This window comes from Brevundimonas sp. DS20 (assembly GCF_001310255.1).
GTDB lineage: Bacteria > Pseudomonadota > Alphaproteobacteria > Caulobacterales > Caulobacteraceae > Brevundimonas > Brevundimonas aurantiaca.
On the sequence record NZ_CP012897.1, the window covers coordinates 2,419,865 to 2,434,310 of the forward strand.

Genomic DNA, 14,446 nt, shown 5'->3' on the forward strand with positions numbered 1-14,446 from the left:
CGCCGACGAGATCGGCGGCGCCCCCTTCCCTTCACATCCGATCGCTCACCGCCGCCTTTCGCATGCGGCGACGACCTCGGCCTGTCGATCAGGTGACGCGGCGTTTCTCCAGCTTTCGCGCCAGGGTGCGGCGGTGCATACCAAGGCGGCGGGCGGCCTCTGAGATGTTGAAATCGGTCTCAGCCAGGGTCTCGTGAATGCGTTCCCATTCCAGAGTCTTGATGGAGGTGGGGCGAGTAGTCAGCGGCGTATCGGCGTCGCCTGCGGCCTTGCCGAAGGCGGCCTCGATGTCGTCGGTGCTGGCCGGCTTGGCCAGATAGTGGCGGGCGCCCAGTTTGATGGCCTCCACCGCCGTCGCGATACTGGCGAAGCCGGTCAGAACGACGATGTTCATCTCGGGGTCCAGTGCATGCAGGGTGGAGACGCAGGCCAGGCCCGAGGCGCCCCCCAGTTTCAGATCCACTACGGCGAAGCCGGGCCGATGCGTCTTCAAAACCTCGCCCATCTGGTCGGGGCCGTCGGCGCTGACGACGGTGTAGCCGCGACGCTCGAAGGATTTCCGCAGGGTGCGCGAAAAGGACTCGTCGTCCTCGACGATCAACAGCACGGGGGCTTCATCGCTCATGGAAGTTCTCCAGCAGAATTATCCTCCGGCGCCAGGACGTCGATCGGGACGGTCAGCCGCACCTCTCCCCCGCCTGCGGCCGGATTGGACGCTTCGACCACGCCGCCGAGGGAGCGGATCACATTGACCAGCAGAAACAGGCCCAGGCCCGCGCCAGGGCGATCCTTCGTCGTATTATAGGGCTTGCCCAGCCGCTCAAGAACCGTGGCGGGAAAGCCCGGCCCATTATCCCGCAGCGTGACCTGCAAACAGCCTTCGGTCACCGTGGGCGTGACGATGACCCGCCGCGCGCCCGCCTCGACCGAATTGTCGAACAGGACGCTCAGAACCTGTCGCAGGGCCGGGTCGGCGATGATCCGTGGATCGAGTCCATTCCACGGCGTCAGCTCCACCTTCACGCGGCTGTCCCGCGCGCCCCAGCCGTCGGCGACCTCGCGCAGAAATCGCACCAGGGTGGTTTGGGTCGGCGCCTGTCCCCTCGCCTCTCCCGCCGACATCAGAATACCGGTCACGATGGATTTGCAGCGCTCCACCTCGGCCTGCATCACCTCCATGTCCTGGGTCAGATCGGCGTTGGCCTTCAGCAGAGGCATGCGACGCCAGTCGCTGAGGATGACCGAGAGGGAGGCCAGGGGCGTCCCCAGCTCATGGGCCGCCCCGGACGCGAGCAACCCCATGCGGACGATGTGGTCCCGCTCGGTCGCCTGCTGCCGAATGTCCGCAAGATAGGCGTCCCTGGCTCTCAGATTCTCGGTGATCCGGGTGATGAAGAGCACCAACAACACCGCGATCAGCAGAAAACAGATCAGACCGCCCGCCAAATAGAGGCTTAAGCCCCCGCCATGCTCCGCAGGGAGGTCGAGCGGGCGGTTGAACAGACCCAAGCCTGCGAAACACAGGCTGGTCACGACGATCAGCGACCAGGCATAGGCCGGCGCCAGAAGCACGGCGCCCAGAACCACCTGCAAAATATAAAGGGCGACGAACGGATTGGTCGAGCCGCCGGTCAGGAAGAGTTGCCACGTCAGGGCGGCGACGTCGGCGAGAAGCGCCAGCATCAGCTCCTGATCGGATATGGCGTCGCGCCTCTGGGTCAATGGAATGCTGATTAGGTTCACCACCACCAGACCGGCCGGGGCGCCCAGCAGCCAGCCGATCGGAACCCGAATACCCATGACGAAGTGGACGATCAGGACGGTGGCGATCTGTCCCGCCACGGCCAGCCATCGCAACTGCACCAGAAGGCGAAGATTGCGGCGGTTTACGGCTTCCTGAGACACCGCCGTCTCGCGCCAGTCGCCCATTCCGAACAGGCGCTGCAAGACCGAGTTCATGGCGCCGCCCGTCGGCGTCGCGTTTCGCGCGCCAACACGCCGTATCCGACCAGGGTCAGCAAGGCCATGCCGAACCAGGTGAGGGCGTAGACGAGATGAGAGTTCGGAAAGGCGATAACTGTCAATCCGCCGCGCGGCCATCCATCCGGGTTCGGTCGGGCGTCGGCGTCGATGAAATAGGGTGCGGCGTTCGACAGGCCGCGCGCCCCCGCAATGGCCGCGACGTCGCGCGAATACCAGCGCCCCGCGCCGGGATCATTGGCGCGAAGAAAGCCGCCTCCGGGCTCGGTGACGCGCAAAAGACCCACGACGGTCTGCGGACCGCCCACCTGCGCGCCGCTTCGAGTCTCGGGCGCGCGCCTCTCGGGGGTAACGAAGCCCCGGTTGACCAGAACGGTGAAGCCTTGCGTCGTTCGCAGCGGCGTCAGAACCCAGAAGCCGGCGCCATAGTCGGTCACCGCCTGAACCAGGGTCTCGCGGCCATGATCGAACACGCCGCGGACCATGACCCGTCGGTACTGATCATTGGCCTGAGACAGCGTCGCCCAGGCGGCGGGGCCCGGCGCCGGTTGAGGGGCGGCGTGAACCCGGGCGTCCACCTGTGCGATCAGCTCGGTCTTCCACCTCAGCCGCTCGAGCTGCCAGACGCCAAGGGCGACGAAGCCGGCGAACAGCAGGGCCGCCCCCAGCCCGGCCCAGAGGAGAACCGGGGAAGTACGCCGCGCGATGGACTGCCGGGCCTGGATGGCGGTCTCCTAGCCGTCCTCTCAGGAGGACATCTGGCTCATGTCATGGGTGGAGGGCATCATATTGGTGTTCAAATGATACATGACCCACAGCGAGCCCGACAGGGCGATGACCACGACGATGATCGTGAAGATCAGGGCCAGCATGGTCCAGCCGCCTTCGGACTTCGAATTCATGTGCAGGAAGTAGATCATGTGGACCACGATCTGCACCACGGCGAAGGCCATGACGATCAGGGCGGTGGCCTGGGTCGGCAGGACCCCGGTCATGACCAGCCAGAAGGGGATGGCCGTCAGGATCACCGACAGGACGAAGCCGATCATATAGCTCTTGAAGGAGCCGTGATTATGCCCCTCGTGGCCCAGGTGGTCGGTGTCGTGGGACTCCAGCGAGTGGTCGTTCTTGTCGGCGCTCATCGAACCATGCCCAGCAGATAGACGAAGGTGAAGACGCCGATCCAGATGACGTCGAGGAAGTGCCAGAACATCGACAGGCACATCAGGCGGCGCTTGTTGGCGGGGATCAGCCCCTTCCAGCTGACCTGGACCATCAGCGTCACCAGCCAGATGATGCCGAAGGTCACGTGCAGGCCGTGGGTGCCGACCAGGGTGAAGAAGGCCGACAGGAAGGCGCTGCGTTGCGGCGTCGCGCCTTCATGGATCAGGTGGGCGAACTCGTAGAGCTCGATCCCCAGGAAGGCCAGACCAAACAGGCCAGTGACGGCGAGCCAGATCAGCGTCTGGCGCGTCTTGTTCTTGTCCATCGCCAGCATGGCGAAGCCGTAGGTGATCGACGAGAACAGCAGCATGGCGGTGTTGACCGCCACCAGCTCCAGGTCGAACAGCTCCTTCGGTCCGGGACCTGCGGCATAGTTGCCCCCCACGACGCCGAACACGGCGAACAGCATCGCGAAGATGAGGCAGTCGCTCATCAGATAGAGCCAGAAGCCCAGCATGGTGCTGGAGCCTTCCTCGTGATGCGGCTCCTCTTCCAGGTGGAAGACGTTCGGGTCGTCGATCTTGATCGCCGTCGCGCTCATGGATCAGCCCTCCGTTCCGGCCAGGAGGCGGGTGCGCGCCTCTTCGGTCGCGCGGACCTCATCCGCAGGGATGTAGTAGTCGCGCTTGTAGTTGAAAGTATGGGCGATCGAGACCGCCAGCACGCCCAGGAAGCTTAGCGCCGCCAGCCACCAGATGTACCAGACCAGGGCCAGCCCCATCACCAGGCACAGGCCGGAGATGATGACGCCGGCGCCCGTGTTCGAGGGCATGTGAATGGCCTTGTAGCCGCTCAGCGGGCGCTGATACTTCTTCTTCTTCATGTCCCACCAGGCGTCGGCGTCATGGACGACGGGGGTGGAGGCGAAGTTATAGGCCGGCGGCGGCGAAGAGGTCGCCCATTCCAGCGTTCGGCCGCCCCAAGGGTCGCCGGTCGTGTCGCGCAGCTTGTCGCGATTGATGATCGACACCGCGAACTGGATGAACATGGCGGCGATGCCCAGGGCGATGACGCCCGCGCCGATGGCCGCGATCACGAACCAGATCTGCAGCGACGGATCGTCGAACACGCGCATCCGGCGCGTCACGCCCATCAGACCCAGAACGTACAGGGGCGCGAAGGCCAGCCAGAAGCCGGGCACCCAGCAACAGAAGCTGACCATCCCCCAGAACTTGTCCAGCTTGAAGCCGAAGGCCTTGGGCCACCAGAAGTTGATGGCGGCGAACAGGCCGAACAACACGCCGCCAATGATGACGTTGTGGAAGTGGGCGATCAGGAACAGCGAGTTGTGCAGCACGAAGTCGGCCGGCGGCACCGCCAGCAGCACGCCCGTCATACCGCCGATGACGAAGGTCAGCATGAAGGCGACCAGCCACATCATCGGCAGTTCGAAACGAATGCGGCCACGATACATGGTGAACAGCCAGTTGAAGATCTTCGCGCCCGTCGGGATCGAGATGATCATCGTGGTGATGCCGAAGAAGGAGTTCACCGAGGCGCCTGAGCCCATGGTGAAGAAGTGGTGCAGCCACACCAGGTACGACAGGATGGTGATGACGACCGTGGCGTAGACCATGGAGGTGTAGCCGAACAGCTTCTTGCCCGAGAAGGTCGAGGCGATCTCCGAGAAGACCCCGAACAGCGGCAGGATCAGGATGTAGACCTCCGGGTGACCCCAGATCCAGATCAGGTTCACGTACATCATCGGATTGCCGCCGAAGTCGTTCGTGAAGAAGTTGGTGCCGACGTAACGGTCCAGCGTCAGCAGGGCCAGAACGGCGGTCAGGACCGGGAAGGACGCCACGATCAGGACGTTGGTGCACAGCGAGGTCCAGGTGAAGACCGGCATCTTCATCATGCCCATGCCGGGCGCGCGCATCTTCACGATGGTGGCGATCAGGTTGATGCCGGACAGGGTGGTCCCCACCCCCGCGATCTGAAGCGCCCAGATATAGTAGTCGACGCCGACGCCGGGGCTATAGCCGATCCCCGACAGCGGCGGATAGGCCAGCCAGCCGGTACGCGCGAACTCGCCGACGAAGAGCGAGGCCATGACGATGACGGCGCCGGCCGTGGTCATCCAGAAGCTGAAGTTGTTCAGGAAGGGGAAGGACACGTCGCGCGCGCCGATTTGGAGCGGCACGACATAGTTCATGATGCCCGTCACCAGCGGCATGGCCACGAAGAAGATCATGATCACGCCGTGGGCGGTGAATATCTGGTCATAGTGGTGGGCGTTCAGATAGCCCTCGGATCCGCCGAAGGCCATGGCCTGTTGCAGGCGCATCATGATGGCGTCGGCGAAGCCGCGCACGAACATGATCAGACCCAGGATCATGTACATGATCCCGATCTTCTTGTGGTCCACGGTGGTGAACCACTCCTTCCAGAGATAGCCCCACAGTTTGAAATAGGTCAGGGCGCCGACCAGGGCGGCCCCGCCCAGGACGACGACGACCATGGTCGCCAGCACGATGGGCTCGTGCGGCAGGGCCTCGAGCGTCAGCCGCCCGAAGATAAGGGGAATGAGGGTGTCAGCGTTCATCGACTGTGTTCGCTCAAGCGTTGGGGGCGGAACGGACGTCGGTCGAAACCGCCCCCGTCGATTGTTGTGATCGGGACAGCGCCGCCATCGGCTGTCCCTGAAGCGACAGGCCCTGCCCCTTCAAAGGAGCCAGGCTGACCGGGGCGCTGACCGAATCCAATTCAGCGCGGCGAATACGCTCTGCGGCGGCCGCCTCGGCCTGCAAGGGGGTGCAGATGGTCATCACATAGCTGTCGTCAGAGCCGAAGATGGCGGCGTTCTTCCCGCGGCCGGCGTACTTGTCGTAGACCAGCGGCATGGTGTTGCGCACCGAAGCCATGGTGAGGCCGCCCTTGCGGTCGATCTGCATCATCTCGCCCATGCACATCTTGCCGGGCTCGACGCACATATTGAGGATGGCGTCCCACAGGCCGCCTTCGACATTGGCGAAATAGAGGGCGGGGACCTTTTCGCTGGGCTTTTCCAGATCCAGATAACGTTCACGGTTTAGAACCTGGCCGCCGCGCCGCACGCCGGCGATCCAACCGTCGAAACCGGCCTGATCGACCCCGTGGAAGACGAAACGCATGTGAGAGAAGCCGTCGCCCGAATAGTTGGCCGAAAAGCCCTCGTAGTCGCCGGGTCGATTGATCACGGCGTGCAGCTTGGTCTCCATGCCGGGCATGGCGTAGATCTGACCCGCCAGGGCCGGAATATAGAAGGAGTTCATCACCGAGGAGGAGGTGATGTGAAACCGGATCGGGCGATCCACCGGCGCAGCCAGTTCATTGACCGTCGCCACGCCGTACTGCGGATAGATGAACAGCCACTTCCAATCCAGGGCCACCACATTGACCTGCAGGGGCTCGACGTTTTCGGCCACGGCCTGCCCCGGCTTGATCCGGTCGATCGGGCGATAGGGGTCCAGGAGGTGCGTGCCCGCCCAGGTCAGGGCGCCCAGGCAGATGATGATCAGCAGCGGCGCCGCCCAGATTACGACTTCGAGATGGGTCGAGTGGTCCCAGTCGGGCTGATATTCGGCCTCCTTGTTCGACGCCCGGTACTTCCAGGCGAAGAAGACGATCAGAGCCATCACCGGCACGATGATCAGCAGCATCAGCAGGGTCGACACCATCAACAGATCGCCCTGCTGCTGGGCGACGTCGCCTGCAGGTTTCAGGACGACCAGGTCGCAGGCCGACAGCGCGGCTGCCAGGGGCGCGAGCAGAAGTAGGCGCAGAAGGCGCAAGACGGCTCCAATCGGAAAACGTCGGACAAGGGGGAGGAGTCGCGACGGTTGGCGTTCGAATTCGGCCCGATAGTCAGCTTCGACGCGGAACGACATTGGACAATCTGTCCTATCCCCTTGGACCGCCTTTCATCGCAAAGGGCGCGCGGTCATAATACGGCGTCAGTGCCGTGACCTTCCAATTTTACCCGTTTTACGGAGCGATGCCAGCCCATGTCCGCCTCGACGACCCCCTCGTCAGAGTCGCTGGAACGCGACGCCGCCGCCCTCCATGCCCGTCATGACCATAGCCATGGCAAGGTGGACGCCGGGGAGATCGCCATTGGTGTGATCATCGGCCGCACGTCGGAGTTCTTCGACTTCTTCGTCTACGCCATCGCCTCGGTCGTGGTGTTCCCGCAATTGATCTTTCCCTTTGCGGGTGCGATCGGCGGCACCCTGCTGTCCTTCGCCGTCTTCGCCCTGGCCTTCCTGGCGCGGCCTCTCGGCACCGCCCTCTTCATCGCCATCGACCAGAAGTTCGGGCGCGGCGCCAAGCTGACGACCGCTCTGTTCCTTCTGGGCACTTCGACCGTCGCGGTCGCCTTCTTGCCGGGCTACGAGACGATCGGCATCGCTGCGGCCGTCCTGCTGGCCGTCTTCCGCATCGGCCAGGGCGTCGCCCTAGGCGGCGCCTGGGACGGGCTGGCGTCGCTTCTGGCCCTGAACGCGCCGGAGAACCGGCGCGGCTGGTACGCCATGATCCCGCAGTTGGGCGCCCCGATCGGATTGATCGTGGCCTCCGCCCTGTTCGCCTTCTTCCTGAACACCCTGTCGGCCGCCGACTTCCTGGATTGGGGTTGGCGCTATCCGTTCTTCGTCGCCTTCGCGATCAACGTCGTGGCCCTGTTCGCGCGGCTTCGCATCGTCGTCACCCCCAGCTTCCAGAAGCTGTTCGAGACGCGCGAACTTCAGCCGGTGCCGGTCCACACCGCTGTTAAGGCCGAGGGTCCGCGCATCGCCATCGGCGCCTTCGCGCCCCTGGCCAGCTTCGCCATGTTCCACATGGTCACCGTCTTCCCCCTGTCCTGGGTCTTCCTGTTCACGCAGGAGACGCCGGTGCGCTTCCTGCTGATCGAAATGGTCGGCGCCGCCTTCGGTCTTCTGTCCATCCTGGCCTCGGGTCTTCTGGCTGACCGTTACGGCCGCCGGACCCTGCTGGCGATCACAGCCGCCGGCATCGCCGCCTTCTCGGGCTTTGCGCCTCAACTGTTGAACGGCGGCGCGATCGGCGAGCTGACCTTCATGATCTCCGGCTTCATCCTGCTGGGCCTGTCATTCGGCCAGGCCTCGGGTCCGGTGGCCTCCAGCTTCTCCCTGGCGAACCGCTATACGGCCTCGGCCCTGACGTCAGATCTGGCTTGGCTGTTCGGGGCCGGGTTCGCTCCCCTCGCCGCCCTGTGGATCTCCAGCCAGTTCGGCCTGATCGCCGCCGGCGCCTATCTGCTGTCCGGCGCGATCTGCACCCTGGTCGCCCTGTGGATGAACCGCGAGCTGGCCCGCAGCGCGTCGGATAAGCAACGGGCCGCAAAGGCCTGATCACCAACCGATCTGACCTTCCAATCCCGGTTCCGCCTTGCGGGACCGGGGTTCTTGCTGCGTGAAGGCCAAACTCAGGGCCTTTCATGCAAAACGGGCGATGCCTAAGCATCGCCCGTTCGGCCGCACGATGGACAGGAAGCCCCGTCGATCAGAAGCGGTAGCGCGCCCCGATGTAAATCTGGCGGCCGGTGTGATGGTAGACATAGGTGCTGTCGCGCGATCCGCCTAGGTCGCCGTGGTTCTGACGGTTTTCCTCGTCCGTCAGATTCAGCCCCTCAACCGACAAGCTGAGGCTGTCCGTCAGATTGTAAGAGGCAGAGGCGTCGATCGTCGTCGTCTCGGACTTGCCCTGGAACGGAATCAGACCCGCCGCGCCGTTTGAACCCGGGACATTCTGGTAATAGGCGTCGCGGTAGGCGGCTGAGACCCGCGCGTTCAGCTTGCCGTCGTCATAGTAGAGGGTCGCGTTCCAAGCCTCGGGCGACAGGTTCACCAGATCCTCAGTCACGATGACGGTGCAGCTCGCCGTGGTGCAGTAGTCGATCTCAGACTCGACGTGGGTGTAGTTCAGCAGCGCGCCGATGTTGGACAGCGGCCCCGGCAGGAAGCTGAAGGTCTGCTGGTAGCTGATTTCAAACCCCTTCAGCGGCCCCCCTTCCGTATTGGTAGGGGTGCTGAACACATAGGGCGAACCGGGCGGCCGGGTGGAGACCGCCGGGAAGGCCACAGGATTGAGCGCCGTCAGTTCGCCGTAGGTCAGGGTCTGCTGGGTCGTCTGCACGAAGGTGGAGATGTCCTTGTAGAAATAGGCGAAAGACAGCAGGGCTTCGGGCGCGAAATAATATTCGACCGACAGATCATAGGTCTTGGCGCGATAGGGCTCCAGTTCGACGTTTCCAAGCGAGGCGGTGTTGCTCGATGCGTTGACCGCGCTCAGCGCGAAGACCGGAACAAGGCTGGTGACCGGCGGACGCGACATCACCTTGGCGGCGCCGAAGCGGACGATCAGGTCCTCCATCGGCTCAATCGCGACGTTCAGCGACGGCAGGGTGTCTTCATACTCGTTCTGGCCCGTCACCGGCGTCGCCACCCCGCCGACGTTGGAATAGCCCAGGGCTTCGACCTCGGTCTTGACCTGACGCACGCCGACATTGCCGCGGACCGGCAGGCCCATGATCTCCAGATTCCAATCCGCCTGAACGAAGCCGCCCGTGTCGGTCTCCGTCACCTCGCGCCAGTTGCCGTAGGTAGAGGGGTTGCCGTTCAACCCGACCAGACGGAAGTCGCCGCCGGCCACCCCGGTGTCGCAGTTGCAACGATAATCCCAGACGGTTTGCAGCGCCTCCAGGTCCGGACGGATCCAGGATGTCGCCGCCCCGGCGGGCAGGTCCAAATTCTTGCCGAACCCGGTCCGCAGATCCGTCACATCCGCCATGGTCACCCCAGCCGGAAGCGCCGGCGCGCCATTCGCCAGCCGCGCAAAGGCCCGGCTGCTTGATTCATATTCCTTGCGGCTGACGCCCGCCTTCAGGGTCAGACGCTCGCTCAACTCGAACGCAAAATTGGCTTCGCCGGTGGTGTAGACATTGTCCTGAAAGTTGGCGCTGGAGCGCAGCTCGGACCGGGGCTGGGCGCCGGTCGGGCCGACGATGGACCATTGCGCAGGATCGGTGACGTCAAAGCCCCAGTTGATGGCCGGAAGATTGCGATTTTCCCGGAAATCATAAGAATAGCCGTCGACATTCTGTCGGTCGATGATGGCGCTGACCTGCACCGGATTGTCGAAGCTCGATTCCGCCCGGCCAATCAGGCCGTTGAACCTCAGTCGATCCGAGAACTCGTGTTCGACCGCAAAGGTCATCTGCTTGAACTCAGTCTCCAGGACGTCGAACCGCTGCTCGCTGCGGATGTCCATGTCGTCGAGCCGGGCATAGGTCATTTCGCCGGTGTCGGGATCGATTGCAAAATCGACGATGTCCACCTGGGGCTTGCCGCCCTGATCGGCCCCGCGACTTAGGGACCAAGCTTGCAGGAAGTTCTCGCTGCGGGTCGAATCCAACTTGGAGTAGAGCATATCCAGGGTGAACAGGGTCGGACCGTTGCCGGGCCGCGCCTGAAGCGAAAGGGTCGCGCCGAGCCGCTCTTGACCATGTTCAAGGCTGCCGTAGCGCGGAATACGCGGATGATAGGTGTTCGCCGGGCTGGGCAGGACGCTGCCGTTCTGGAAACCCCCGTCGGCGCTGGCCGGGCCCCAACGGACGGAGCTGAAGCCTTCTTCGAGGCTCTCACGTTCGCTGTAGGCGATGGAAAACAGGGCGCCCAGCTGATCGTCGGCCCAGGTGTTGGAGATCAGGCCCGCGAAGCGGGGGCTCCAGTCTTCCGACAGGTCATTGTAGCCGTACTGGCCAGACAGCGCGCCTTGGAAGCCCATCTTGTCGAAGGGTCGGCTGGTCCGAAGGTCCACCGTGGCCCCCAATGAGCCCTCCTCCACCTCGGCCGAGGAGGTCTTGCGCACCGTGATATTGTTGAAGAGCTCCGAGGCGAAGACGTTGAAATCGAAGCCCCGCCCTCGGTTGACGCCGCCGGAAGAATCGGTCGCCCCGGTGGAAGCCTGGGCTTCGATGCCGTTGATCCGCGTCCGGGTGAACTCCGAACTTAGACCCCGGACGGTCAGGGTGCGGCCTTCGCCGGCGTCGCGGTCAATGGAGACGCCGGGAATGCGCTGGATCGACTCGGCGAGGTTGGTGTCGGGGAAGTCAGCGATGTCTTCAGCCGAGATGGCGTCCACCACGCCCGCCTCGCGCCGCTTGATGTTCAGGGCGTTCTGAAGGCTGGCCCGAAAACCGGTGACCACGATCTCGTCAACCTCAGTGGCGTTCTGGGGCTGAGGCGCGGTCTCGGTCGCCTGAGCGGCGGCGTCGTGCGCCATGAGCGCGAGGGTCAAGGCGCCGAGCGATGCGGTCGCGGTCAGGGCGCGTTGGGCGAATTTCTGGCGTGGGGTCATTTGGTTTTCTCCTCCCGTTCATGGCCCTCGGAGATCAACCGCCTCCGTTCAGCCGCCCGCTGCTGGCGGACGACACCGGTGTCAGCTTTGGTTTGCCAAAGTACTGCTACCGGTGTCATAGTTGTTGTACGCACAGTCGCCTTTCTATTGCAAGACGGACGTCTGACGGGTTTTCGAGGCCCGCGCATCATAGGCAAGGCGGCCTTGCCGACCATTACCGACCGGGCGACAGAACACCGGCGACAGGGAAGGACATCAGGTTGAAGCAGCCCCTCTCCAGCAGTTCCGCAGGACAGACGTCCATGACGCGGCGATCGGCCTTAGCGGCGGGTTTGACCGCCGCCGTCATAGCGCAAACGGCGACCGCAGGGCCGCGCGCGTCGGCGCCGCGCGTCACGACGACGGCCGGGCCCATCATCGGCCTGCGAGAAGGGGAACTCAGCGTCTTCAAGGGGATTCGCTACGGAGCCCCGACACGGCGATTTCGGCCGCCCGAACCGCCCGCGCCTTGGCGGACGCCGGTCCTCGCCGTCCAGTTCGGCGCCGCCGCTCCTCAACGCGGGGATGAACCCAACCAAAGCGAAGACTGCCTTTTCTTGAATGTCTGGACCCCTGGCGCCGACGCCGCTCGGCGGCCGGTGATGATCTATATCCATGGCGGCGCCTACGCCACCGGCTCGGGCTCGCACCCCCTCTATGACGGCTCGCGACTGGCCGCAGAGGAGGATGTGGTCGTGGTCACGCTCAATCATCGCCTCAACGCCTTCGGCTACGCCTATCTAGCGCGGCTCGTTCCAGGCTTTGAAGACTCCGGCAACCTCGGTCAGCTTGACCTGATCCTCGCGCTGAGATGGGTTCGTGACAATATCGCGGCCTTCGGCGGCGATCCCAATCGGATCATGCTGTTCGGCCAGTCCGGCGGCGGCGCGAAGATCGCCACCCTGATGGCCATGCCGGCGGCGGAAGGCCTGTTCCACTGCGCCGCCACCATGAGCGGTCAGCAGGTCACGGCGTCCGGGCCGATCAACGCCACCACTCGCGCTGTGACCTGGCTGAAGGCCCTGGGGCTGACGCCCGATCGCGCGGCCGAGGCGGCGACCCTGCCGGTGGAGCGGCTGCTCGAAGCCCAGGCGGAGCAGGACCCGATTCTCGGGTTCGGCGGACTGTATTTCGGCCCGGTTCTGGATTTCCGCGCCCTGCCCCGACATCCCTTCTATCCGGACGCCGCGTCCTCGGGTCTCAAGACGCCCATGATCATCGGCAATACCCGCGAGGAGACGCTGGGCTTCATGGGCGACGATCCCAAAAACCAGAATCTGACCTGGGACACGCTGCCGGGTCGATTGACGCCGTCCGTCATGCGGATCGATGTCGCGCCTGAGGTCGTCGTCGACGCCTATCGTCGCATGCATCCCGACTGGTCGCCCGACCAGGTGTTGATCGCCGCGACCACGGCCGGCCGATCCTGGCGTGGGGCGGTGATCGAGGCCGAGGAACGCGCCAAGGCCGGAGCGCCCGCCTGGGTCTATCAGCTCGACTTTCCCGGCGTCATGGCCTCGGGCCGCAAGGGCGCCTTCCACACGGCGGACATCCCCCTGGTCTTCGGAACTGTCGCCTCGCCTGAATCCCGCGTGAACGGTCCTGGCGCCGAGACCGTCTCAGCGGCCATGCGAAAGGCGTTCGCCGCCTTGGCGCGGGACGGCGATCCGAACCACCCCGGCCTGCCGCGCTGGGACCGTTACGAACTGCCGCAGCGTCAGACTCTGCTGTTTGATGTCGAGCCACGCATGGCGGACGATCCCAGGGGCGACGAGCGCGCCTTCTTCGCCGCCATTCCCTATATCCAGCCCGGAACCTGACCCGCCTAGAGCGGCACGTTCAGCCGACCGGCCCAGGCCCGGACCAAGTCAGGCCAGACCTGGGCGGGCCGGCCCTGGATCAGACGTACGCCGAAGCCGTGGCCGCCTTCTTGAAAGAGGTGTGCCTCCGTCGGCACGGCCGCAGCCTTCAGCGTCCTCAACAGTTGAAGGCTGTTCTCGACCGGGACCGCCAGGTCGTCCATGGCGTGAAGCATGAAAACCGGCGCGGCGTCCCGCCAATCCATCGCCTCCAGAGAATAGGCCCTGATCTGGTCCGCTGCAGGAGCCTGGCCCAGCAGATGGGTTCGCGAACCCTGGTGGGCGTGGGGGTCAGCCATGGTGGCCACCGGGTACATCAAGACCGTCAGGTCGGGCCTTAGCGAAACGGCGTCTTCGGCGTCGATGGCGGGATAGGTCTCATCGCGCCTGGCGCTGAGCAATCCTGCGAGATGCCCGCCCGCAGAGGCCCCGAGGACGCCAATCCGCGCCGGGTCCACTCCATAGACGTCCGCACGTGAGCGGATCAGCCGCATCGCCCGTTGCGCATCCTGTAGCGGGGCGTCCGGCCCGGCGGCCCAACCATCCGCTGGAAGTCGGTAGCGAAGCACGAAACAGGTCGTACCGGTCGCCGCAAAAACGCGGGCGACGTCGTAGCCCTCTTTGTCGAGAACCGCCCAACGGTAGCCGCCGCCCGGGATCAACAGCAGGGCCGAGCCGTTGGGCCGTGCCGGCCGAAAGACTGTCAGCATAGGGTCATCGGTGTACTGGGCGTAGCGGTCGTGAAAAGCCGGATCGGTCGAACGCTCCGGCACGATCGGCGTGAGCCGCACCCCCTCCCCGCCCGGCGCGCCGCGGGGCCACAACCGGATCGTTTCGTCGGGGTCAGGCGGCGCGGCCGCCTGCCGCTCTCCAGCAGAGAAAGCCTCGGCCGCCGCCGGTCGTCCGAACGCCAGCCCGCCTGCGGCGAAGACCAGGCCGAGCAGATGTCTTCGAAGCAGCTTCATCTCTTCATCCAAAAAGAAGCG

At 64.6% G+C, this 14,446-nt stretch carries 11 protein-coding genes; 2 read left to right on the forward strand and 9 right to left on the reverse strand.

The window, feature by feature from the left end; genetic code table 11:
- Positions 1-88: 88 nt before the first annotated feature.
- From JL11_RS11840 to cyoA, 7 genes are read right to left on the reverse strand one after another with little or no spacing between them, the layout of a single operon-like run.
- Entirely contained in the window at positions 89-625 is a 537-nt protein-coding gene (locus tag JL11_RS11840) for a response regulator transcription factor (protein ID WP_054765832.1), read from the reverse strand.
- Positions 622-1,959 carry an ATP-binding protein gene (locus JL11_RS11845; RefSeq protein WP_082382698.1) on the reverse strand — a complete coding sequence of 446 codons (1,338 nt, stop codon included), beginning with the start codon at positions 1,957-1,959 and terminating at the stop codon, positions 622-624. Before JL11_RS11845 ends, JL11_RS11840 begins: the two co-directional genes overlap by 4 nt.
- Complete coding sequence (locus tag JL11_RS11850) at positions 1,956-2,705, reverse strand: SURF1 family protein (RefSeq protein WP_335337467.1); 750 nt, start codon at positions 2,703-2,705, stop codon at positions 1,956-1,958. The genes JL11_RS11845 and JL11_RS11850 overlap by 4 nt, the downstream gene beginning before the upstream one ends.
- A gap of 21 nt (positions 2,706-2,726) precedes the next feature.
- Positions 2,727-3,122, reverse strand: coding sequence for a cytochrome o ubiquinol oxidase subunit IV (gene cyoD / locus JL11_RS11855; RefSeq protein WP_054765834.1), 396 nt, complete (start codon positions 3,120-3,122; stop codon positions 2,727-2,729).
- Positions 3,119-3,745, reverse strand: coding sequence for a cytochrome o ubiquinol oxidase subunit III (gene cyoC / locus JL11_RS11860; RefSeq protein ID WP_054765835.1), 627 nt, complete (start codon positions 3,743-3,745; stop codon positions 3,119-3,121). The genes cyoD and cyoC overlap by 4 nt, the downstream gene beginning before the upstream one ends.
- Positions 3,746-3,748: 3 nt before the next feature.
- Entirely contained in the window at positions 3,749-5,749 is a 2,001-nt protein-coding gene (cyoB, locus tag JL11_RS11865; protein WP_054765836.1) for a cytochrome o ubiquinol oxidase subunit I, read from the reverse strand.
- 13 nt (positions 5,750-5,762) lie between these two features.
- Entirely contained in the window at positions 5,763-6,977 is a 1,215-nt protein-coding gene (cyoA, locus tag JL11_RS11870; protein WP_054766955.1) for a ubiquinol oxidase subunit II, read from the reverse strand.
- A gap of 213 nt (positions 6,978-7,190) precedes the next feature.
- Between cyoA and JL11_RS11875 the strand changes: the two genes are divergently transcribed.
- Positions 7,191-8,555 carry an MFS transporter gene (locus JL11_RS11875; RefSeq protein WP_054765837.1) on the forward strand — a complete coding sequence of 455 codons (1,365 nt, stop codon included), beginning with the start codon at positions 7,191-7,193 and terminating at the stop codon, positions 8,553-8,555.
- Positions 8,556-8,706: 151 nt separating this feature from the next.
- Here the strand turns inward: JL11_RS11875 and JL11_RS11880 are convergent, their stop codons facing one another.
- Positions 8,707-11,562 (reverse strand): TonB-dependent receptor, encoded by a 2,856-nt coding sequence (locus tag JL11_RS11880; protein WP_054765838.1) that lies wholly within the window; start codon positions 11,560-11,562, stop codon positions 8,707-8,709.
- Between the two features lie 302 nt (positions 11,563-11,864).
- Here JL11_RS11880 and JL11_RS11885 point away from each other — a divergent pair, with 302 nt between their 5' ends.
- Positions 11,865-13,421: a carboxylesterase/lipase family protein gene (locus JL11_RS11885; protein ID WP_054765839.1), complete on the forward strand. Its 1,557-nt coding sequence runs from the start codon at positions 11,865-11,867 to the stop codon at positions 13,419-13,421.
- A 5-nt stretch (positions 13,422-13,426) separates the two neighbouring features.
- Here the strand turns inward: JL11_RS11885 and JL11_RS11890 are convergent, their stop codons facing one another.
- Positions 13,427-14,425 (reverse strand): alpha/beta hydrolase, encoded by a 999-nt coding sequence (locus tag JL11_RS11890; protein ID WP_054765840.1) that lies wholly within the window; start codon positions 14,423-14,425, stop codon positions 13,427-13,429.
- Positions 14,426-14,446: the final 21 nt, after the last annotated feature.